This is a genomic window from Enterovirga sp., assembly GCF_035325185.1.
In the GTDB taxonomy this organism is placed as follows: Bacteria; Pseudomonadota; Alphaproteobacteria; order Rhizobiales; family Beijerinckiaceae; genus Enterovirga.
In genome coordinates this window covers 1-20,653 of sequence record NZ_DAOLAJ010000045.1, presented here as the reverse complement: position 1 = coordinate 20,653, position 20,653 = coordinate 1, and the positions used below count along the sequence as shown (strand labels likewise).

Sequence of the window (20,653 nt, the reverse complement as noted above, 5' to 3'; positions counted from 1 at the left end):
CGCGTCCTGCGACCGGGTCGAGGACATCGCCGTTCATTCAGCCGGCCGCGCCGGCTCCGGGCTTGCCCCGGCGGGTGCCGTCGTCTCCTCCAGTCCCTGCCGCCTTCGCGGGGGCCCGAGGAAGGCCGGCACCGCCACGAAGGCGGCGAGCAGCGTGAAGACCAGCGAGATCGTGAGCAGCTTGCCCATGCTGGCCGTGCCGGGATGCTCCGAGAGCCACAGGCTGCCGAAGGCGATGCCCGTGACGAGCGAGGAGAAGAAGATCGCGCGGGTGAGGCTGGACGCCAGCATGTCGACGACGCCGTTCCGCCAGGCGATCATGTAGTAGATGTGAAAATTGACGCCCACCGCCAGCATCAGCGGCAGCGCGATGATGTTGGCGAGATTGAGCGGCATGCCGAGCAGATAGGCCGTCTCCAGCGTCAGCAGCGTCGCGATCACGAGGGGGCCGAGCGTCAGGGCGACGTCGAAGACGTTGCGCAAAGCCACGGAGAGGATGACGAAGATCGCGAGCAAGGCGAGCGAGCCCGCGATCACGAAGGCTCGCGCGATCACGCGCGCGGCCTCCACCACCTCGATCGGCGGACCGGAGACGTTCGGCGTCACGGTCCTCACCGCATCGCTGAAGCTCTCGAGGACGGCATTGTCGTTGGCATCCCCCCTGGGGACGACCTCGATCCGTACCTTCCCGCCGGGAGACATCCAGTCGCGGCGCAGATCCGCGGGCAGGCTCTCCAGCGTGATCGGCTCCGGCGAAAGCAGGAGGCGCAGCCTCTCGAACAGAGCCGGGAGCCCACCGACCAGGGCCTCGGCCGCCGCGGCCCGCATCCCGGGCGTCGCCGCGGCGAGCTGCGAGAGGGCGGCGGCAAGCCGCGCCTTCGGATCGTCCGGGCCGGGATCGCCCTTGCGCAGGGAGGCCGCCGTCCGCTTCAGCGCGGCGACGATCTCGGCATCCGTCGGGGGAGGCGCTGGCGGCGGTGCCTCCAGGAGCGCGGCGAATTCCTCGGCCGTCTCGCGCACGAGGGCCAGCTTCGCCTGCTGGTCGGCGGGCACGAAATCGGCGAGCGTCGCGACCCGCTCGACCTCGGGAAGGGCCGCGATCTTCTCCGCCAGCACGCGGGCGGCCTCGCGGGACGGCGCGAGGACGGAAATCGTGTTCGGCGTCTGTCCTGGCGTGCGGGTGAGGTCGAGGAAGGTGGCGACGCCCTCGGTGGCCTCGCTGCGCAGATGCATCGGGTTCGCGTCGAACTCGATCCTGAGCAGGAAGGGGATGCCGGCCGCCACCAGCAGCATCGACACCCCGATCACGAGCTTGCGATGCGCCAGGATCCAATGGTCCATGGAGGCGAGCCAGGGGCTTTCGACGGTGTCGGGCTCGCCGGGCGGGCGCATCAGGGCGATCAGGGCCGGCAGCAGGGTCAGGCTCGACAGGAACGCCACGATCATGCCGACGCCGGTGATGAGGCCGAGTTCCGACACGCCCTTGAACGAGGTGGGCAGGAAGGAGAAGAACCCCGCGAGCAGCGAGAGCGCCGCGAGCGTCAGCGACCATCCGATCCCCCGGCCCGCGCGCCGCAGGGCCTCGGCGACGTCGTCCAGCCTGTGGCGCTCGTCGCGGTAGCGCACCGCGACCTGGATGCCGAAATCCACTCCCAGGCCGAGGAACAGCGCTGCGACCGAGACCGAGATGACGTTGAAGCGCCCGACCATCAGAAGGCCGATCGCGATGGTGAGGATCAGCCCGACGAAGGTGGTGAGCAGCACCGCGGCGATCACGCGGCCCGACCTCAGGGCGAAGAAGAGAATGGCGGCGATCGCGACCGCGCTGAGCCCGAGATGCAGGGGAGCGCCGTTGCTGACCGTGCCGAATTCCTCATCCGCCAGCGGGGCCGCGCCCGTGAGGCGCACGCGGATGCCCCGGTCCGGCGTGAGCCCGTGCTCGGCCGCGGCGCGCCTGATCCCGGCGATCGGCACGGCGGCGGGCTCCATCGCCCCGTAGTCGAGATGGGGATCGATCAGCACGAAGCGGCGCAGGTCCTGCGGCTGCGGGTCCTCGCCGGAGAGGAGCGACTGCCAGGACAGCGAGGCCCGCTCGCCCTTCAGCACCTTGTCGATCACGGCGGTCAGCCGGTCCAGGAGGCGGCCGCTGGCGCCGAGCGCGTTCCGGTCGGCGCCGAGCTGGATCAGCCGCAGGAGGCCGCGCAGGCTCGGATCGCCCGAGAGCGCGAGCAGCATTTCCTGCTGGGCGAGCAGGCCCTCCGTCGTCTTGCGGACTTCCTCCAGCGGCAGCAGGAGAAGGCCGTTGCGATCGAAGAACGGCCCCCCGTCCGGCCTCCAGGCCGAGGTGATCCCGCGCGTGCCGCCTTCCCGCAGGGCCGCGAGAAGGGTGGCGGCCCCTCTCTCGGCCAGTTCCGGCGTCTCGCCGTCGACGACCGCGACGATCAGGTTGGTGAGGTGCGGGAAGGCCCGGTCGAAGGCGATGTTGTTGCGCGCCCAGGCGTCGTGCGTGTCGATGAGCTGGCTGGTCTGGGTGGTGATGGCGAAGCGCGTCGCCGTCACGTAGGCGGCGAGCAGGGTCAGCAGCAAAGCCGCCGCCGCCACCAGCCAGGGACGGCGGATCGAGGCGGCGACGAGCGCCTCCCCGAGGCGGCTCGGCTCCTCGGCGCGCGGATCGGACCTCACCTGCTCGGGGGGGGAAGCTGACGGCACGACGTCCCTGCACCTGTGTTGCGCGACCGCCCGGCCGATCAGAGAATCGGAAAGAACGGCGCCGCCGTCTCCGGCAGGTGGCCGCCGAGACGCGGATCGTCGGCGATCTCGACCGCCCGGCGATAGGGCCGGAACCCGGCCTTCAGATAGAGGGGCAACGCCGCCGGGTGGTCCAGCGTGCAGGTGTGAAGCCAGATCCGCGAGACCGGCCGCGCGAAGGCCCGGCGCAGGGCCTCGCGCAGGAGCCGGGTTCCGACCCCCCTGCCGCAGGCTTCGGGGACGAGGCCAAAGAAGACCAGCTCGCATTCCCCCGGCCGGCGGAAATCCAGCTCGACCAGCGCCCTGTCCCCCTCCTCGCCGGCGAGCGCGAGAGCCTCGACCTGCGGATGGGCGATGATTCGGCCGAGCGCCGCGTCGTCCAGGACGGCGCGGGTGAACCAGAGCCACGGCTCGCCGATTCGCGCATAGAGTGCGCGATAGCGCCGCAGGTCGTCCGTGATCCTCTCGAGGCGACCCTCGAAGGGGACGGCATCCCCCTCGGGGGGCGCGCGAAGCTCGAGATAGGTCGCGATCGCCGCGATCTTGCCGGGCGGCAGATCCACGATCCCGTCCCGGGGCGAACTCGCCGCCGGGCGCGCCGGGCTCGGTCGGAACGGGCGTGCGAGCAAGGACGTCTCTCGTCGATTGGGGTTCACGCCGTTAGGCTTTATGCTGCCGCGCCCGGATTGGCCACATTGCGCGAAGCCGGGCGGAGTCCGACGTTGAGAAACGGCCCCGCTGCGCTTAGGTGATGCGGCAAGGCCGGGGGAGTGGTGGATGAGGCGGGTCGTCGTGACCGGGATGGGCATCGTGTCGTCCATCGGCAACAACACGCAGGAGGTGCTCGCCTCCCTGCGCGAGGCGAGATCGGGCATCGGGCGGGCCGAGGATTATGCCCGGATCGGCTTCCGCTGCCAGGTGCACGGCGCCCCCCGCATCAACGTGGAGGAGATGGTGGACCGGCGCGCCATGCGCTTCCACGGCGGCGGCACGGCCTGGAACCATGTCGCCATGGACCAGGCGATCCGCGATTCGGGCCTCGAGGCGGGTGATGTCTCGCACGAGCGCACCGGCATCGTGATGGGATCGGGCGGGCCTTCGACCCGCACCATCGTCGAGGCGGCTGCAATCGCCGAGACCAAGGGCCCGAAGCGCGTCGGCCCCTTCGCGGTGCCGAAGGCGATGTCCTCGACGGCCTCGGCGACCCTCGCGACCTGGTTCAAGATCAAGGGCGTGAACTATTCCATCTCCTCCGCCTGCGCGACCTCGAACCATTGCATCGGCAACGCCTACGAGCTGATCCAGCACGGCAAGCAGGACGTCATCTTCGCCGGGGGGTGCGAGGATCTCGACTGGACGCTCTCGGTCCTTTTCGACGCCATGGGCGCGATGTCCTCGAAATACAACGACACGCCCGAGCGCGCCTCGCGCGCCTATGACAGGAACCGCGACGGCTTCGTGATCGCGGGCGGCGCCGGCGTCCTCGTGCTCGAGGAGCTGGAGCATGCCCGGGCGCGCGGCGCGCATATCCATGCGGAAATCGCCGGCTACGGCGCAACCTCGGACGGCTACGACATGGTGGCCCCCTCCGGCGAGGGCGCGATCCGCTGCATGAGGATGGCGCTCCAGGGCGTCGGGCCGAAGGTCGACTACATCAACCCCCACGCCACCTCGACTCCGGTCGGCGACGAAAAGGAGATCGAGGCGATCCGGGAGGTCTTCGGCACGGGTGACAAGTGCCCTCCCATCGCCGCCACGAAGTCGCTCACCGGCCATTCGCTCGGCGCTACGGGGGTGCAGGAGGCGATCTACTCGCTCCTGATGATGCGCAACGGCTTCATCTGCGAGAGCGCCAATATCGAGGAGCTGGATCCCCTCTTCGCCGACATGCCCATCGTGAGGAAGCGGATCGACGCCGCGAGGCTCGGCTGCGTCATGTCGAATTCCTTCGGCTTCGGCGGCACCAACGCGACCATCGTGATGAAGCACGTCGACGCGTGAGCGGGATGCCGGCCCTGCTGTCGTCGGCGCGATAGGAGAGTTCGGATGGATGTCTCGCTCACGCCGGAACTCGAGCGGCGGATCGCCGAGAAGGTCGCGTCGGGCCTCTACGAGAGCCCGAGCGAGGTCGTGCGCGAGGGGCTGCGGCTGCTCTTCGCGGCCGAGGTTGAGCGCTCCCGCCGCCGGGACGAGCTGGATGCCCTGATCCAGGTCGGGCTCGACCAGCTCGATCGCGGTGAAGGCATCGACGGAGAAATCGTGCGCGCCCGCATGATGGCGCGCTTCGGTTCGACAGGCTGATGGCCCGATATCGTTTCGCGCCTGAAGCAGCATACGATATCGAACATATTGGCGCCTCCCTGGAGAGTCCTGCAGCGGCTCGGCGGCTGATGGCTGATTTCTTTGCTGCCTTCGCGCTGCTCGCCGATATGCCGAGCCTTGGGCATATCCGTGAAGATCTCACAGCTAGGCCCGTGCGTTTCTGGACGATCCGAAAGCGCTATCTCGTGGTTTATAGAACTATTGAAATCGAGGTTGAAATCGCGCGCGTCCTCGACGGCCACAGGGATGTCGAGAACATCCTCGGCTGAGAGCGCCGGCTGCGCTCCGAAGCCGCGGGACGCCTCCGGCGCCCTCCTTGTTAATCTCCCCTTAACCACGATCCCGACAATCGGGCGGGTTCGGGAGGCTTCGCCATGAGACCCATCGGTCGATCCATCGGTTTTCTGCTCGCCGCCGCGATCGGCACCGGCGCGGCGATGGAGGCGCGGGCGGATTACGGGGCGTGCCTCGCGAGCCTCAAGGGCTATGCGGCGGGCAAGGGCATCTCGGGCCAGGTCTTCGACGCGACCGCGGCGCGGGTGCAGCCGGACCTCAAGGTCATCGAGCTGATGAACAACCAGCCCGAATTCAAGACGCCGATCTGGGACTATCTCGCCATGCTCGTCGACGACGAGCGGGTCGCGGACGGGCGGGCGGCCATGCGCCGCTGGGGCAGCGCGCTCGCCGCGGCCGAGAGCCGCTACGGGGTGGACCGCTACGTGGTGGCCGGCGTCTGGGGGGTCGAGTCGAATTTCGGCAAGGATCTCGGCGGACGCCCCCTCGTACAGTCGCTGACGACGCTGTCCTGCTACGCCCCGCGCCGCCGGGACTATTTCCGCGACGAGCTGGTCGCGACGCTGAAGATCATCCAGAACGGCGACATCGATCCCTCGCGGCTGAACGGCTCCTGGGCGGGGGCCTTCGGCCAGACGCAGTTCATGCCCTCGACCTTCCACCGCCTCGCGGTCGATCTCGACGGGGACGGGCGGCGCGACATCGTGGATTCGGCCGCCGACGCCCTCGGCTCGACGGCCAATTTCCTGCGCAAGGGCGGCTGGGTGAGCGGCCTGCCCTGGGGCTTCGAGGTCCGCGTCCCGCCGGGTGTCGCGCCGGGTGGGCGCAAGGCCAAGAAGCCGCTCTCGGCCTGGGCCGCCGCGGGCGTCACCCGCGCCGACGGCCGCCCGCTTTCGGGCAACTACCCGGCCGGGCTGATCATGCCTGCCGGCCGGAACGGGCCGGGATTCCTCGTGACGCGGAATTTCGACGTCGTCTATTCCTATAACGGCGCCGAATCCTACGGCCTCGCCATCTCGATCCTGTCGGACCGCCTGCGGGGCGGCCCCGGCGTGCAGGGCGCCTGGCCCACGGACGATCCCGGCCTCACCCGCGAGGAGCGGCGCGAATTGATGGTGCTGCTGTCCCGGCGCGGCTACGACATCGGCGAGCCGGACGGGCGCATCGGCCAGAAGACGCGCGACGCCATCAAGGACGTCGAGCGCCGCCTCGGCATGACCCCCACCGGCCGCCCCGGCGGCAAGGTTCTGAACGCGCTGCGCAGAGGCTGAGCGCTCTTCTCCCGCGTCCAGGGCGAGCGGGAGAAAGGCTCTTTCCCGACATCCCGTCCGGAGCGCAGCGGCTATCGGATTCACGCATGGCGATAGCCGCCTGCTCCATCCTCCCCCCGCTTGCGGTGGGGAGGGCGGACTCGGCCGAAGGCCGAGCCGGGCGGGGGGCTCGACGCCTTTCTTCCCGGCCGGGTGCTCGCGTCGGCGCCCCCCACCCCGGTCGCGCCTTCGGCGCGACTCGACCCTCCCCACCACTTCGTGGGGGGAGGGAAAGGGCGGCGCGGGTCTGTGCATCATAAAAAGCAATCATGATGTCCTGGACATCAATTATGATGCGACGCATATTCATCGTCCCATTCGGCATGTGATCTTGCCCATGATGACCGCCGCCCAGATGCGCGCCGCGCGCGCCCTGCTCGGGATCGACCAGCGCAGGCTGGCCGAGATGTCGGGCGTCTCGGTGCCGACGATCCAGCGGATGGAGAGCAGCGACGGCAATGTCCGAGGCGTGATCGAATCCCTCACCAAGGTTGTCGAGGCGCTGGACCGGGCCGGGATCGAACTGATCGGCGACAATGCCGCGAGCACGGGCCGCGGCCGCGGGGTGCGGCTCAAGGCGCCGCCCTGACCCTTTCCGAGAACGCCGCGGCCGGCCCGCGCCGTCCGCGACTCCCTTCCCCACGGGGATCAGGAAGACGGACCATGGCCGCCGCGACCGCGAAGACGAATTTCGTCGAACTCTATACCCCCAAGCTCCTCACCGTCCTGCGGGAAGGCTACAGCCTCGCGAGCTTCAAGGCCGACGCCATCGCCGGCCTCACGGTCGCCATCGTGGCGCTGCCGCTCTCGATGGCGATCGCCATCGCCTCGGGCACGACCCCCGACCGGGGGCTCTATACCTCGGTCATCGGCGGCTTCATCGTCTCGGCGCTGGGGGGCAGCCGGTTCCAGATCGGGGGGCCGGCGGGGGCTTTCATCGTCCTCGTCTCGGCGACCATCGCCCAGCACGGCCTCGACGGCCTGCTTCTCGCGACCTTCCTGTCCGGCCTGATGCTGTCGGCGATCGGGCTCCTGCGGCTCGGCACCTTCATCAAGTACATCCCCTATCCCGTGACGGTCGGCTTCACGGCGGGGATCGCGGTCATCATCTTCGCGAGCCAGCTCAAGGAGCTGCTCGGCCTCGCCCTCGACAAGGAGCCGGGTCCCCTCCTGCCGAAGCTCCAGGCGATCGCCGCGGCGCTCCCGACCGCGACCCCTGCCGCGGTCGCCGTCGCCGCCGCGACGATCGGGCTGATCGTCCTCATCCGGCGCTACCGCCCCCACTGGCCGGCCTTCATCATCGCGGTCGGAGCGGCCTCCGTCGCGGCCACGGCGCTGGGCCTCTCCATCGAGACCATCGGCACGCGGTTCGGCGGCATCCCGCAGAGCCTGCCCACGCCGCACCTGCCGGACCTCTCCCCGGCCCGGATCGTCGAGATGCTGCCGAGCGCGGTCTCGTTCGCCCTTCTCGGCTGCATCGAGAGCCTGCTCTCGGCGGTCGTCGCCGATTCGATGACCGGGCGACGGCACCGCTCGAATTGCGAATTGGTGGCGCAGGGGCTCGCCAACATCGCCTCGCCCCTGTTCGGCGGCTTCTGCGTGACAGGCAACATCGCCCGCACCGCGACCAATGTCCGCTCGGGCGCGCGCGGGCCGGTCGCGGGCATGCTGCATTCGGTCTTCCTCCTGGCCTTCATTCTCGTGGCGGCGCCGCTCGCCTCCTACATCCCGCTCGCGGCGCTCTCGGGCGTGCTCGCGGTCGTCGCCTGGAACATGGCCGAGAAGCACGAATTCGCCGCCCTTCTGCGGACCTCGCGGGGCGACGCGGCCGTGCTGCTCGTGACCTTCCTCCTCGTGATCTTCCGCGACCTGACGGAGGGCATCCTGGTCGGCTTCGCCCTCTCCGCGCTCCTGTTCCTGCACCGCATGGCGCGGGAGGTGGAGATCGAGACCGGCCAATCGGTGATCGACGAGGACAGGCCGGACCTGCCCAGCTCGGAAGGCGGGCGCCCCGCCTATGGCGGCCCCGCGAGCACGGACGTCATGGTGGTGAGCATTTCCGGGGCGTTCTTCTTCGGCGCGGCCTCGGCTGTCGGCACCGCGCTCGACCGGATCGGCGAGCATCCGAAAGCCTATGTCATCGACCTCTCCTCGGTCCCCTTCCTGGACTCGACGGGAGCGGCGACCATCGAGGGCTTCGTGCGCAAGGCGGGCCGCCGCCGCGTCGCCGTCTATATCGCGGGCGCGAACCAGGCCGTCCGCCGCGTCCTGCTGCTGCACGGCGTGAAGCCGCCGCGCGTGCATTTCAGGGAAAAGGTGGCCGATGCCGTCGCCATGCTCCGCGAGAAGCTCGACGAAGCACCCGCCGCCGAGCCGGCCGGCTGAGCGGCCCGACCGGGCTCGCGCTTGCATCCGGCCGCGAAAGCGGGAAGACCGGGCGCCGTCCATGCTGGAGCGCCGATGACAGATTCCTCCGCCGAAACCATCGAGCTTGCCGCGGGGGCGGCCCGGGCCACGATCGCGCTCCGGGGCGCCGAGCCGCTCTCCTGGCGCATCGCGGATCGCGAATTGCTCTGGCAGGGCGATCCGGCCCACTGGTCCTATCGCGCGCCGATCCTGTTCCCGCTGGTCGGCGCCTCGAAGGGCGGCGTCATCCGGGTCGGGGGCAAGGACCATCCCATGCCCCAGCACGGCTTCGCCCGCACGAGCACTTTCCGCCTCGTCGAGCGGAGCGAGGCCGCCGCACGCCTCGAACTGACCGACAGCAAGGAAACGCTGGCCGCCTATCCCTATCGCTTCGCCCTCGAGATCGCGGTCTCCCTGACGGCGGACAGCCTCGTGCAGGATTTTACCGTCACCAACCGGGGCCAGGAGATCATGGCCTATGGGCTCGGCGTCCATCCCGCCTTTCCCTGGCCGCTCGACGGCGGCGGCAAGGAGGGTCATCGCGTCCTCTTCGACAAGCCGGAAATCCCGAAGGTTCCCGAGATCGCGCCGGGCGGACTGCTGTCGCGCAAGACCCGCCGCGTGCCGCTCCAGGACAACATCCTGCCCCTCTCGCCGGATCTCTTCGCCGAGGCGCTGGTCTTCCTCGACGCGCAGAGCCACGGCCTCGCCTTTGCCGGGCCGAGCGGCGGCGCGATCCGCCTGTCCTGCGAGGGCCTGCCCCATCTCGCCGTCTGGTCGAAACCCGACGCGCCTTTTCTCTCGCTCGAAGCCTGGAGCGCTCATGCCGATTGGGAGGATGCCTCCGGCCGCCTCGCCGACCGCGCCTCCATGACCTTCCTCAAGCCCGGCGAGAGCGCGAGCCACCAGGCCAGGATGACCTGGTCGCCGCCACGCCAGGGCAAGTGAGGACGAGCGACATGGCCGCCCCCCTCCCCCGCGAGACGATCACCGCCGCCCATGCGCGAATCGCCGGTCGCATCCGGCGCACGCCCGTCTTGCGGCCGGGCCCGGACACCTTCGGGCTGCCGGGCCGGCTGAGCCTCAAGCTCGAATTCCTCCAGCATGCCGGCTCGTTCAAGACGCGGGGCGCCTTCAACACGATGCTGTCGGAGACCGTGCCGGCGGCGGGGGTCGCAGCGGCCTCGGGCGGCAATCACGGTGCGGCCGTCGCCTATGCGGCCCGGCGGCTCGGCCATGCGGCACGCATCTTCGTTCCCGCGATCTCCAGCCCGGCGAAGATCGAGGCGATCCGCCGGCAAGGCGCGGAGGTCGTGATCGGCGGCGCGCGCTATGCCGATGCGCAGGAGGCCTGCGATCGCCATGTGGCGGCGAGCGGCGCGCTCCGCGTCCATCCCTTCGCGGCGGCCGGAACCATTGCGGGCCAGGGCACCGTGGCGCTCGAATGGGACGAGGACGAGCCCGACCTCGACACGATCCTCGTGGCGTCAGGCGGCGGGGGGCTCGTCGCGGGCATGGCCTCCTTCTGGGCGGGCAGGGGCAAGCGGGTGGTCGCGGTCGAGCCGGAGGGATCCTGCGCGCTCCATGCGGCGCTCGCGGCCGGAGGCCCGGTGGACGTGCCGGTCGAATCGATCGCCGCCGATTCGCTCGGCGCCAGCAATGTCGGCGATCTCGTCTTCGGCATCTGCCGGGAGACGGTGGATCATGTCGCGCTCGTGCCGGATGCTGCGATCGTCGAAGCGCGGCGGGCGCTCTGGCGCGAGTGCCGGATCGCGGTCGAGCCCGGCGGAGCGGCCGCCCTCGCCGCCCTTCTGTGCGGCGCCTACAGGCCGGCTTCCGGCGAGAGGATCGGCGTTCTCGTCTGCGGCGCGAATGTCGATGCCGAGGGCCTCGCGGCTCTGGCCTGAAAGGCCCTATAGCGGCGTGCGCTGCCTGAGGGCGGCCGTGAGCGTTCCCTCATCGAGATAATCCAGCTCCCCGCCGATCGGCACGCCATGGGCGAGGCGAGTCACGCGGACGGGAAGATGGGAGACGAGCTGGGTCACGTAATGGGCGGTCGTCTGGCCGTCGACGGTGGCCGAGAGGGCGAGGATCAATTCGCGCGTCTCGGGCTTCGCCGCGCGGGCGACGAGCCGGTCGAGCGACAGATGCTCCGGCCGCACGCCGTCGAGGGGCGAGAGCACCCCGCCGAGGACATGATAGCCGGCCCTCACCGCCCCCGCGCGCTCCAGCGCCCAGAGGTCCGAGACGCCCTCGACCACGACAAGGATCGCAGGATCGCGGCTCGGGTCGCGGCAGATGGTGCAGGGATCGCTCGTATCGAGATTGCCGCAGGTCGAGCAGACGGCGATCCGCTCGCGCGCCACCGCCATCGCATCGGCGAGCGGGCTCAGCAATTGCTCGCGCCGCGCGATGAGATGCAGCGCGGCCCGGCGGGCGGAACGGGGGCCGAGGCCCGGCAGCCGGGCGAGAAGCTGGATCAGCCGCTCGATCTCCGGCCCCGCAATGCCCTGCGCCATCGGCTCAGAACAGCTTGAGGCCGGGCGGCAGCGGCAGGCCGGCGGTGAGTTGCCCCATCTTCTCGGCGACGAGACGCTCGGCCTTGCCGCGGGCGTCGTTGAGGGCCGCGATGACGAGATCCTCCAGGATCTCCTTCTCGTCCGGCACCATGAGGGAGGCGTCGATCGAGATAGCCTTGACCACGCCCTTCGCGGTCGAGACCACCTTCACGACGCCGCCGCCCGATACGCCCTCGACTTCGAGCGTATCCAGCTCGGCCTGGGCATCGGCCATTTTCTTTTGCAGGCCCTGAGCCTGCTTCATCAGCCCCATGATGTCCTTCATCTCGTCCTCCAACACCTTTTGCTTGAGCATGATCTTTTCCAAAAACCGGCATCCACTTTTCGGGATCATGCTCCAGAGGCTGCGCCTCAGATCTCGTCGTCGTCCCGCTCGCCGTCATCGGCGGGCCCGGGATCGGGATGCGGCTCCTCCGCCGGCTCGGGAGGGCGCTCGCGCACATCCACCACCTGCGCGCCGGGAAAGCTCTGGAGCACCGCCTGGACCAGGGGATGGCCGACCGCGTCCTGACGCCTCTCGCTCTCGCGCCGCCGACGCTCCTCGGCGATGGTCGGCTGCCCGGCCTCCTTCGAAAGCCCGACCATCCAGCGCCGCCCGGTCCAGTCCTGGAGAGCCTTCGAAAGCTCGCCCGGAAGGCCGGACGAAGCCGCCTCCGTCAGCGCGATCTCGATGCGGCCCTCCTCGAAATGGACGAGCCGCACGTCGCGCTCGAGCGCCGTCTTGAGACGGACGTCCCGCCTCTCCCCGGCCAGGGCCACCACATCCTCGAAACGGCGAAGCACGAGACCCGACGCCTGCGAGGCGGGTGCCGGGGTCGGATCGAGCCGGGCGGAAGGCTCGACGGCCTGAGGCACGGGCCGGGCCACGGCCAGGGCCGCCCCGCCGCCCGGCAGGGGCCGCGAGGGGCCGCCGGCGGGGGCCGCCGGCGCGCCTTCGCCCCGCAGGCTGCGCAGGATCTCGTCGGGGCTCGGCAGGTCGGCGGCATAGGCGAGGCGCACGAGCGCCATCTCGGCCGCCGCGAGCGGCCTTTGCGCCGCGCCGACCTCCGGCACCGCCTTGAGCAGGATCTGCCAGGCGCGGGAGAGCGCCCGCACCCCAAGCCTCGCGGCGAAATCGCGCCCGCGGACCCGCTCGGCCTCCGCGAGGCCGGGATCGTCGCCGGCCTCGGGCACGATCTTCATCCGGGTCACGAGATGGGTGAAGGAGGCGAGATCCTCCAGCATCTGGCGCGGATCGGCTCCCGAATCATAGCCCGCGCGAAGCAGCGCGAAGGCGGCCGGCACGTCGCCCCGCATCACCGCCTCGAACAGGTCGACCACCTGGGCGCGGTCGGCGAGGCCGAGCATGCCGCGCACGCCCTCCTCGCTCACCTGCCCGGCCCCGTGCGCGACCACCTGGTCGAGCAGCGAGAGCGCGTCGCGCACCGAGCCCTCGGCCGCGCGGGCGATGGCGGCGAGCGCGGCGGCCTCCGCCTCGACCTTCTCTGCGGCGCAGATGCGGCCGAGATGGGCGATCAGCGTGCCGCTCTCGACGCGGCGCAAGTCGAAGCGCTGGCAGCGCGAGAGAATCGTGACCGGGACCTTCCTGATCTCGGTCGTCGCGAAGATGAATTTCGCGTGTGGCGGCGGCTCTTCCAGCGTCTTCAGGAAGGCGTTGAAGGCCGCCGGCGAGAGCATGTGCACCTCGTCGATGATATAGACCTTGTAGCGCGCCTCGCTCGGCCCGTAGCGGACCCCGTCCGTGATCTGGCGGATGTTCTCGACGCCGGTATGGGAGGCGGCGTCCATCTCCAGCACGTCCATGTGCCGCGATTCCATGATCGCCCGGCAATGGATGCCGAGATCCGGCATGTCGATGGAGGGGCCCGCGCCCGGCGCGCCGGTGTCGTAGTTGAGGGCGCGGGCGAGGATGCGCGCGGTCGTCGTCTTGCCGACCCCGCGCACGCCCGTCAGCATCCAGGCCTGCGGAATGCGGCCCGAGGCGAAGGCGTTGCGGACGGTCCGCACCATCGCCTCCTGGCCGATCAGGTCGGCGAAGCTCTGCGGACGGTATTTGCGGGCGAGGACGCGATAATGGCCGGGCTGCGGGACGGAGGGCGGCTCGAAACCGGCAAAGCCCGCCTGACCGTCATCGCCGCCCGCAGGCTCGCCGTCCCGAATCTCGCTCATCGATAATGCGGATCGCCCCATCTGCCGGGTGCTGCCGGTCCCGGAAGCCGAAATCCCGCGAGCCGGCAGGAAGCCCGGACAAGGGGCATGGAGCCCGGATGCCGGGCTGGCGCCCGGACACCGGGCCGGGTGGGAGGCTGGACGAAGACCCGCTCGGTCTCGTTAGGGCTGCTTCCTTCCGGACCTGACCCGGTTGGCGAGTGAAACGTCCCCCGCCAACCTCCCGGCCTCGATATGCGCGTTCGGAAGCCGCAACACAAGATCGGCCGGCGCCGAGTCTCGATGCACATGGCCGCGGCTGCCATGCCTTGACGTAGGCTGCCGCCGTTGCGACGTCCCTTCCATGACGGTCGCATCGCCTTCTCCGCCCCCCTGGCGGATCCTGATCGCGGGCGGAGGCATCTCCAGCCTGGCCCTGGCCCTGGCTTTGCGCCAGGGCGCAGGCGCGGCCGTCTCGGTCACCGTCGCCGAGCCGCGGCCGGGAAGCGGCGCGGCGGACCGGCGCGCCTATGCGATTTCCCCCGGCTCGCAGGCGATGCTGGAGGCGCTCGGCCTGTGGAGAGACCTCGCGCCGAAGGCCCAGCCGATTGCGGCCATGCGGATCACCGACAGCCGGCCCGGGGACGCGATCCGCCCCGATTATCTCCGCTTCCGTCCGCGCGAGGACGAAACGCTCGGCTTCCTGCTGGAAGCGGGCCCGATCGCGGGTGCCCTCGAGGCCGCCTGCCGCACGGCGGGAATCGCGATCCTGGCCGGGACGGTCGAGGAGGCCGCCGCCTCGGCCGGGCGAATCGAGGCCGATGTCGCCGGCGGGCGGCAGACGGCCTCGCTGCTGGTGGCCGCCGACGGCGCGCGCTCGCGCCTGCGCGAGGCCGCCGGGATCGGCTGGGTCGGCCGGCGCTACGGCCAGACGGCCCTCGTCGCAACCGTCGCGCACGAGCGGGACCACGAGGGCGTCGCGGTCCAGCATTTCCTGCCCGCCGGCCCCTTCGCGATCCTGCCCCTCGCCGGGCCCGGCCGGAGCCTGCCGCACCGCTCCTCCATCGTCTGGTCGGAGGAGGAGAGGCGCGCCCGCGCGCTCCTCGCCGATCCCGAGGCCGCCGACGCGGCCCTGGCCGAGCGCTTCGGCCCCGATCTCGGCGAGATCCGGCGCGAGACGCCGCTCGGCGGCTTTCCCCTCGCGGTCGGGCTCGCGCGCGCCTTCGTCGCGCCCCGCCTCGCTCTTCTCGGAGACGCGGCGCACCAGATCCATCCGCTCGCCGGCCAGGGGCTCAATCTCGGCCTCGCCGATGCCGCGGCCCTGGCCGAGCAGGTGGTCGATGCCGCGCGGCTCGGCCTCGATCCCGGCGGCGAGGAGGTGCTGCGGGCCTATGAGCGCAGCCGCCGCCTCGATGCCGTCCTGCTCGCGACGCTGACGGACGGCCTCAACCGGCTGTTCTCGCGCGACGGCACGGCCACCCGCCTGCTGCGCGACCTCGGGCTCGGCCTCGTCGACCGCTCCGCGATGAAGGGCCTCTTCGCGGCGCAGGCCGCCGGAACCACCGCCCGCGCGCCCCGGCTGATGCGGGGGGAAGCGCTGTAGCGCCAACCCACGCCGTGCGGAGGGGAAGGGGATCCGGGAGGGCTCGCACGGCCCTGGATTCCCTTTCCGGCCTACGGGCCGCCGGGAATGACGAGGGGGAACGCCGCCCCCGCCCCGAGCGGCTGGAGGCCGAGATGGGCGGCGAGCGTCGCGCCGATATCCGCATAGCTCTCGCGCGCCCCGAAAGAGCCGGGCGCGAGGCCGGGGCCGAAGGCGAGGACCGGCACCTGCTCGCGCGTATGGTCGGTTCCGCGGAAGGTCGGATCGTTGCCGTGATCGGCGGTCACGATCGCAAGGTCGCCCGGCCGCAGCGTGCCCGCGATCGCGGGCAGGCGCCGGTCGAAGGCTTCGAGAGCGGCGGCATATCCGGCGACGTCCCGGCGATGGCCGTACTCGGTGTCGAAATCGACGAGATTGGCGAAGGCGAAGCCGCCGTCGGCGAGAGCCGGCATCGTCTCGAGGATCGCCCGGATGCCCGCCTCGTTATCCGCCGTCTTGATCTCGCGCCCGGTGCCGCGATGGGCGAAGATGTCGCCGATCTTGCCGATGGTCACCACCTCGCGGCCCGCCCCTGCGGCGCGGTCGAGAAGCGTCTCGCCGGGGGGCGGCAAGGCGAAGTCGCGCCGGTGCGGCGTGCGGACGAAGCCGGTATCGGGTGCGCCGAGAAAAGGCCGGGCGATGACGCGCCCGATATGGAGCGGATCGCAGAGGCGCCGGGCGATCCGGCAGGTCTCGTAGAGACGGGCGAGGCCGAAAGCCTCCTCGTGGGCGGCGATCTGAAAGACGCTGTCCACCGAGGTATAGCAGATGGGCTTGCCCGTCCGCAGATGCTCCTCGCCCAACTCGTCGAGAACCGCCGTGCCGGAGGCATGCCTGTCGCCGAGAATGCCGGGCAGGCCCGCCTCCTCGACCAGCGCCTGCGTGAGCGCCGGAGGAAAGGCCGGGCAGCTCGCCGGGAAATAGCCGAAACCCGAGAGCAGCGGCAGGCCGGCCATCTCCCAATGCCCCGAGACCGTGTCCTTGCCCCGCGCCGTCTCGCGGGCGAAGCCCCAGGCACGCCGCAGGGCCGGGGGCGCCCCGAGCCCGGGAGGAACACGCCCCGCCGCGCCCTCGCAGGCGAGGCCGAGGCCGAGGCCGGCAAGGTTCGGCAGCGCGAGAGGACCCTGCCTCAGGCCCGGCCGGTCGCCCTCCCCCCGCGCGCAAGCTTCCGCGATATGGCCGACCGTGTCGGCCCCGACATCGTCATAGGCGGCAGCGTCGGGGGCGCCCCCGATGCCGACCGAATCAAGAACGACGAGAAGCGCACGGGTCATTGGCGGACCGTCCCGGCAGAGGCCGCCTCATGGGCGAAGGCGGCGGCGATGAGAGCCTTGGTGTAGTCGCGGGCCGGCGCCTCGAAGATGCGCTCGGTCGGCCCCTCTTCGACGACGCGTCCGTCCTGCATCACGAGGACGCGGTTGGCGAGGGCGCGGACGACCTTCAGGTCGTGGCTGATGAAGAGATAGGCCAGCCTGCGCGCTGCCTGGAGACGCCGCAGCAGCGTCACGATCTGCGCCTGGACCGACATGTCGAGGGCCGAGGTCGGCTCGTCCAGCACGACGAGCCGGGGCTCCAGCACCATGGCGCGGGCAATGGCGATGCGTTGGCGCTGGCCGCCCGAGAATTCGTGCGGGTAGCGGTCCATGGCGGCCGGGTCGAGCCCGACATCGGCGAGGGAGGCGGCGACGACGGCCCGCCTCTCCCCGCGCGTGGTCTGCCGCTGCTGGACGAGCAGCCCCTCCTCCACGATCTGCCCGACCGTCAGGCGCGGGGAGAGCGAGCCGTAGGGATCCTGGAAGACGATCTGCATCTCGCGCCTGAGCGGGCGAAGCGCCTTGGCCGCGAGCCCCTGGATCTCGCGCCCGAGGACGACGATCGGCCCCTCCGAGCGCGTCAGGCGCAGGAGCGCGAGGCCGAGCGTCGTCTTGCCCGAACCCGATTCGCCGACGATCCCGAGCGTCTCGCCCTCGCGCAGGCTCACCGAGACGCCGTCGACCGCCTTCACGTGGCCGATCGTCCGCCGCAGGAAGCCGCGCCGGATCGGGAAATGGACCTTGATCGGCCCCGCCTCCAGCAGGATCGGCGCGCCGTCCGGGACCGGGCTCGCGCGGCCCTTCGGCTCCGCCGCGAGCAGCGCCCGCGTGTAGTCGTGCCGCGGGCGGGCGAAGATCTCGGCGGTCGGGCCCGTCTCGACGATCCGGCCCTTCGTCATCACGCAGACCCGGTCCGCGATCCGGCGCACGATGCCGAGATCGTGGGTGATGAAGAGCATCGCCATGTTCGAGCGCGCCTTCAGATCGGCGAGGAGCGCCAGGATCTGGGCCTGCACGGTGACGTCGAGGGCGGTGGTCGGCTCGTCCGCGATGAAGAGCTTCGGCTCGTTGGCCAGCGCCATCGCGATCATCACCCGCTGGCGCTGGCCGCCGGAAAGCTGATGCGGAAACGAGGACAGGCGCGTCTGCGGCTCGCGGATGCCGACCAGTTCCAGGAGTTCCAGCGTCCGCTCGCGCGCACGACGCGCATCGAGGCCGCGATGGAGGGCGAGGATCTCACCGATCTGCGTCTCGACCGTATGAAGCGGGTTCAGCGAGGTCATGGGCTCCTGGAAGACCATGGTGACGTCGTCGCCGCGCACCTGCCGCATCTCCTCCTCGCTCGCGGCGAGGAGGTCGCGCCCCTCGAGCAGGATGCGCCCCGAGGGATGATGGGCCGCCGGATAGGGCAGGAGGCGCGGGATCGAAAGCGCGGTGACGGACTTGCCCGAACCCGATTCCCCGACGAGCGCCACCGTCTCTCCCGCCGCGACATCGAAGGAGACGCGATCGACGGCGAGTGCCTCGATCGTCTCGCCCCGCAGCCCGCGGGAGCGGAAGGCGACCGAGAGGTCGCGGACGGACAGGAGGGGGGCGGTCAACGGAAAGCCGTCACCCGACATCGCTCAAGCCTCGCCGCACCGTGCCGGCTGGCAACCTGATGCGGATGTCGTTGGTGAGAAAGGCCGGGCAATTGCCCCATTGAGCCGTTGCCGCATGAATGGCGTCCGGCGTCTCGCTTCGGTGCAGGGCCCTGAGATCCGCCCCCCCATAAAGGATATCGAGGGTGACGGGCACGACCCGGAGCGTGTCCCGATCCCTCAGGAAGCGCTTGTATCCGTCGACCAGACGGCCGTCGCGCTTCGCAATGGGATGCGGCGGCACCTCGAGAAGCGTCAGCTCGCTGGTCAAGGCCGGAACATCCCCTCGATCGACGCGCGACAGCCAGAGCCTCGCGAGGTTTCCCTCCGCGCTTTCGACCTCCAGCGCGTAGATGAAGACATTCGCATCAATGTAGAGACGTGGACTATTCGAGGGTGCCACGTCTGATCCGTTCAATCAAATCCTGCCTGCGATGCCATTCGTCGCGAATCTCTCGAATCCGCCCGACAGGGTCGATATCGGAGCGGCGGCAGGCTCGCATTTCTTCCATGATGCGGGTCAGGGGGCGGTCTTCTCCCCCCGCGGGAGACAGCACCTCCACGGTGATGCGGACCGAATCCACCTGATCGAGCCCCGCCCGCAAGTCCTCCGGCAGCTTCGAGACCGGATAATGCTCCCGCACGATCTTGTTCATGGCCGCATCCTTCGTCCCATCCTATCCGAAGCTCTTCCTCGGGTCGAACGCGTCGCGGATTGCCTCGCCCGTGAAGATGAGGAGGCTCAGCATGACGGAGACCACCGCGAAGGCCGTGAGGCCGAGCCAGGGGGCCTGGGGATTCTCCTTGCCCTGGGCCAGGAGAGAGCCGAGCGAGGGCGAGCCGAGCGGCAGGCCGAAGCCGAGGAAGTCGAGCGAGGTCAGGGTCGCGATGGCGCCGTTGAGGAGGAAGGGCAGGAAGGTCAGCGTCGCGACCATCGCGTTCGGCAGGAGGTGCTTGAACATGATGGTCGCGTTGGAGAGGCCGAGCGCCCGCGCCGCGCGGACATATTCGAAATTCCGCGCCCGCAGGAACTCCGCCCGCACGACCCCCACCAGAGACACCCAGGAGAACAGGAGCAGGATGCCGAGCAGGATGAAGAAGCTCGGCGTCAGCACGGCCGCGACGATGATGAGGAGATAGAGCGCCGGCACCGCCGTCCAGACCTCGATGAGGCGCTGGAAGAGAAGATCGACCCAGCCCCCGAAATAGCCCTGCACGGCCCCCGCCAGGATGCCGATGGCGGAGGAAAAGACCGTCAGGATCAGCGCGAAGACGACGGAGAGACGGAAGCCGTAGATGATGTTGGCGAGCACGTCGCGGTTGTTGCCGTCGGTGCCGAGCCAGTTCCATTCGATGTCCCGACAGGTGCCGCCCTCCCGGCCCGTGGTCTGGCGCAGGCTCTCGGCGCATAGCTTCCCGTCGAGGCTCCAGGTCGGCGGCGCGGGGGCCGGGGCAGGCGGATAGGAGCGCTCGGTGTCGTAGGAGAAGCGGATCGGCGGCCAGATCGCCCAGCCGTGCTCGGCGATCTCCTTCCGGATCTCGGGATTGCGGAAGACGGTATAGGCGAGGAAGCCGCCGAACTTCTCCTCGGGATAATCCTTCAGGATCGGAAAGAGCAACTCGCCCTTGTAGCTCGCGACGATCGGCCGGTCGTTGGCGATCACCTCGGCGAAGAGGCTGAGGCCGAACAGCAGGAGGAAGATCCAGAAGGACCAGTAGCCGCGCTTGTTGGCGCGGAAATTGGCCCAGCGCCGGCGGGTGAGCGGCGAGACGCGCCCGCCCTCGGCCAAGGGCGGCGGCGCATCCGCCGAGCCCGCGGGCGAAGGCGGAGGCACGGGGGACAGTTCGGCCGGGACGATGCCGCTCACGAATCCCTCGTCTCGAAATCGATGCGCGGATCGATCCAAGTATAGATCATGTCCGAGAGGAGGTTCACGAGGAGCCCGACCAGCGAGAAGATGTAGAGCGTCGCGAAGACGACCGGATAATCGCGCTTGACGATGGATTCGAAGGACAGGAGCCCGAGCCCGTCCAGCGAGAAGATCTGCTCGATCAGGAGGGAGCCGGCGAAAAACGCGCCGATGAAGGCGGCCGGAAAGCCCGCTACCATGATCAGCATGGCGTTGCGGAAGACATGGCCGTAGAGCACCTGCCGCTCCGAGAGGCCCTTCATCCGGGCGGTCAGGACGTATTGCTTGCGGATCTCGTCGAGGAAGGAGTTCTTCGTCAGCAGCGTCGAGGTGGCGAAGGC

20 protein-coding genes and 1 other RNA gene are annotated in these 20,653 nt (G+C 70.2%); 9 read left to right on the top strand and 12 right to left on the bottom strand.

All coding sequences use genetic code 11. From position 1 onward, the window contains the following. Positions 1 to 33: 33 nt before the first annotated feature. Complete coding sequence (locus PKD06_RS10715) at positions 34 to 2,709, bottom strand: MMPL family transporter (protein ID WP_324380164.1); 2,676 nt, start codon at positions 2,707 to 2,709, stop codon at positions 34 to 36. Between the two features lie 38 nt (positions 2,710 to 2,747). Beyond that, a complete protein-coding gene (locus tag PKD06_RS10710) occupies positions 2,748 to 3,311 on the bottom strand; it encodes a GNAT family N-acetyltransferase (protein WP_324380163.1) in 564 nt (187 codons plus the stop codon). Between the two features lie 214 nt (positions 3,312 to 3,525). Between PKD06_RS10710 and fabB the strand changes: the two genes are divergently transcribed. The 8 genes from fabB to PKD06_RS10670 all read left to right on the top strand — a co-directional run bounded on the left by fabB (position 3,526) and on the right by PKD06_RS10670 (position 10,987). After that, positions 3,526 to 4,749 carry a beta-ketoacyl-ACP synthase I gene (fabB, locus tag PKD06_RS10705; protein ID WP_324380162.1) on the top strand — a complete coding sequence of 408 codons (1,224 nt, stop codon included), beginning with the start codon at positions 3,526 to 3,528 and terminating at the stop codon, positions 4,747 to 4,749. Positions 4,750 to 4,794: 45 nt separating this feature from the next. Further along, entirely contained in the window at positions 4,795 to 5,049 is a 255-nt protein-coding gene (locus PKD06_RS10700) for a type II toxin-antitoxin system ParD family antitoxin (protein ID WP_324380161.1), read from the top strand. Continuing rightward, on the top strand, positions 5,049 to 5,339 hold the full coding sequence (locus tag PKD06_RS10695; RefSeq protein ID WP_324380160.1) for a type II toxin-antitoxin system RelE/ParE family toxin: 291 nt from the start codon (positions 5,049 to 5,051) through the stop codon (positions 5,337 to 5,339). The genes PKD06_RS10700 and PKD06_RS10695 overlap by 1 nt, the downstream gene beginning before the upstream one ends. Positions 5,340 to 5,444: 105 nt before the next feature. Continuing rightward, positions 5,445 to 6,635 carry a lytic murein transglycosylase gene (locus PKD06_RS10690; RefSeq protein ID WP_324380159.1) on the top strand — a complete coding sequence of 397 codons (1,191 nt, stop codon included), beginning with the start codon at positions 5,445 to 5,447 and terminating at the stop codon, positions 6,633 to 6,635. A gap of 376 nt (positions 6,636 to 7,011) precedes the next feature. After that, positions 7,012 to 7,263, top strand: a complete 252-nt coding sequence (locus tag PKD06_RS10685) for a helix-turn-helix transcriptional regulator (RefSeq protein WP_324380158.1) — start codon at positions 7,012 to 7,014, stop codon at positions 7,261 to 7,263. A gap of 74 nt (positions 7,264 to 7,337) precedes the next feature. After that, entirely contained in the window at positions 7,338 to 9,059 is a 1,722-nt protein-coding gene (locus PKD06_RS10680) for a SulP family inorganic anion transporter (RefSeq protein ID WP_324380157.1), read from the top strand. Between the two features lie 75 nt (positions 9,060 to 9,134). Then, a complete protein-coding gene (locus PKD06_RS10675) occupies positions 9,135 to 10,028 on the top strand; it encodes an aldose 1-epimerase family protein (protein ID WP_324380156.1) in 894 nt (297 codons plus the stop codon). Between the two features lie 11 nt (positions 10,029 to 10,039). Continuing rightward, the gene (locus tag PKD06_RS10670; protein WP_324380155.1) at positions 10,040 to 10,987 is read left to right on the top strand and encodes a serine/threonine dehydratase; all 948 of its coding nucleotides are present in this window, start codon (positions 10,040 to 10,042) and stop codon (positions 10,985 to 10,987) included. Positions 10,988 to 10,993: 6 nt separating this feature from the next. Here PKD06_RS10670 and recR read toward each other — a convergent pair whose 3' ends face one another. The 4 genes from recR to ffs form a co-directional block, all read right to left on the bottom strand. Continuing rightward, positions 10,994 to 11,599, bottom strand: coding sequence for a recombination mediator RecR (gene recR, locus PKD06_RS10665; RefSeq protein WP_324380154.1), 606 nt, complete (start codon positions 11,597 to 11,599; stop codon positions 10,994 to 10,996). 4 nt (positions 11,600 to 11,603) lie between these two features. Further along, positions 11,604 to 11,924 carry a YbaB/EbfC family nucleoid-associated protein gene (locus PKD06_RS10660; RefSeq protein WP_324380181.1) on the bottom strand — a complete coding sequence of 107 codons (321 nt, stop codon included), beginning with the start codon at positions 11,922 to 11,924 and terminating at the stop codon, positions 11,604 to 11,606. Between the two features lie 86 nt (positions 11,925 to 12,010). Further along, complete coding sequence (locus tag PKD06_RS10655) at positions 12,011 to 13,828, bottom strand: DNA polymerase III subunit gamma/tau (protein ID WP_324380153.1); 1,818 nt, start codon at positions 13,826 to 13,828, stop codon at positions 12,011 to 12,013. A gap of 128 nt (positions 13,829 to 13,956) precedes the next feature. Continuing rightward, an RNA gene (gene ffs, locus PKD06_RS10650) (signal recognition particle sRNA small type) lies at positions 13,957 to 14,053 on the bottom strand. 118 nt (positions 14,054 to 14,171) lie between these two features. On the opposite strand from ffs, the gene PKD06_RS10645 reads away from it, so the two are divergent. Beyond that, the gene (locus PKD06_RS10645) at positions 14,172 to 15,410 is read left to right on the top strand and encodes an FAD-dependent monooxygenase (RefSeq protein WP_324380152.1); all 1,239 of its coding nucleotides are present in this window, start codon (positions 14,172 to 14,174) and stop codon (positions 15,408 to 15,410) included. Between the two features lie 71 nt (positions 15,411 to 15,481). On the opposite strand, the gene PKD06_RS10640 is transcribed toward PKD06_RS10645, so the two are convergent. The 6 genes from PKD06_RS10640 to PKD06_RS10615 form a co-directional block, all read right to left on the bottom strand. Then, complete coding sequence (locus PKD06_RS10640) at positions 15,482 to 16,723, bottom strand: phosphopentomutase (protein WP_324380151.1); 1,242 nt, start codon at positions 16,721 to 16,723, stop codon at positions 15,482 to 15,484. Beyond that, positions 16,720 to 18,363: an ABC transporter ATP-binding protein gene (locus PKD06_RS10635; protein WP_324380150.1), complete on the bottom strand. Its 1,644-nt coding sequence runs from the start codon at positions 18,361 to 18,363 to the stop codon at positions 16,720 to 16,722. The genes PKD06_RS10640 and PKD06_RS10635 overlap by 4 nt, the downstream gene beginning before the upstream one ends. A 10-nt stretch (positions 18,364 to 18,373) precedes the next feature. After that, the gene (locus PKD06_RS10630; RefSeq protein WP_324380149.1) at positions 18,374 to 18,805 is read right to left on the bottom strand and encodes a type II toxin-antitoxin system VapC family toxin; all 432 of its coding nucleotides are present in this window, start codon (positions 18,803 to 18,805) and stop codon (positions 18,374 to 18,376) included. Further along, the gene (locus PKD06_RS10625) at positions 18,789 to 19,058 is read right to left on the bottom strand and encodes a hypothetical protein (RefSeq protein WP_324380148.1); all 270 of its coding nucleotides are present in this window, start codon (positions 19,056 to 19,058) and stop codon (positions 18,789 to 18,791) included. The genes PKD06_RS10630 and PKD06_RS10625 overlap by 17 nt, the downstream gene beginning before the upstream one ends. Positions 19,059 to 19,079: 21 nt before the next feature. Next, positions 19,080 to 20,192 carry an ABC transporter permease gene (locus PKD06_RS10620; protein WP_324380180.1) on the bottom strand — a complete coding sequence of 371 codons (1,113 nt, stop codon included), beginning with the start codon at positions 20,190 to 20,192 and terminating at the stop codon, positions 19,080 to 19,082. Positions 20,193 to 20,266: 74 nt separating this feature from the next. After that, a partial coding sequence (locus PKD06_RS10615; RefSeq protein ID WP_324380147.1) for an ABC transporter permease subunit occupies positions 20,267 to 20,653 on the bottom strand: 387 nt, incomplete at its 5' end.

Coding starts and splice junctions, on each gene's coding strand:
- fabB (WP_324380162.1), top strand. CDS start 3,526: ATGAGGCGGGTCGTCGTGACCGGGATGGGCATCGTGTCGTCCATCGGC.
- PKD06_RS10700 (WP_324380161.1), top strand. CDS start 4,795: ATGGATGTCTCGCTCACGCCGGAACTCGAGCGGCGGATCGCCGAGAAG.
- PKD06_RS10695 (WP_324380160.1), top strand. CDS start 5,049: ATGGCCCGATATCGTTTCGCGCCTGAAGCAGCATACGATATCGAACAT.
- PKD06_RS10690 (WP_324380159.1), top strand. CDS start 5,445: ATGAGACCCATCGGTCGATCCATCGGTTTTCTGCTCGCCGCCGCGATC.
- PKD06_RS10685 (WP_324380158.1), top strand. CDS start 7,012: ATGATGACCGCCGCCCAGATGCGCGCCGCGCGCGCCCTGCTCGGGATC.
- PKD06_RS10680 (WP_324380157.1), top strand. CDS start 7,338: ATGGCCGCCGCGACCGCGAAGACGAATTTCGTCGAACTCTATACCCCC.
- PKD06_RS10675 (WP_324380156.1), top strand. CDS start 9,135: ATGACAGATTCCTCCGCCGAAACCATCGAGCTTGCCGCGGGGGCGGCC.
- PKD06_RS10670 (WP_324380155.1), top strand. CDS start 10,040: ATGGCCGCCCCCCTCCCCCGCGAGACGATCACCGCCGCCCATGCGCGA.
- recR (WP_324380154.1), bottom strand. CDS start 11,599: ATGGCGCAGGGCATTGCGGGGCCGGAGATCGAGCGGCTGATCCAGCTT.
- PKD06_RS10660 (WP_324380181.1), bottom strand. CDS start 11,924: ATGAAGGACATCATGGGGCTGATGAAGCAGGCTCAGGGCCTGCAAAAG.
- PKD06_RS10655 (WP_324380153.1), bottom strand. CDS start 13,828: ATGAGCGAGATTCGGGACGGCGAGCCTGCGGGCGGCGATGACGGTCAG.
- PKD06_RS10645 (WP_324380152.1), top strand. CDS start 14,172: ATGACGGTCGCATCGCCTTCTCCGCCCCCCTGGCGGATCCTGATCGCG.
- PKD06_RS10640 (WP_324380151.1), bottom strand. CDS start 16,723: ATGACCCGTGCGCTTCTCGTCGTTCTTGATTCGGTCGGCATCGGGGGC.
- PKD06_RS10625 (WP_324380148.1), bottom strand. CDS start 19,058: ATGAACAAGATCGTGCGGGAGCATTATCCGGTCTCGAAGCTGCCGGAG.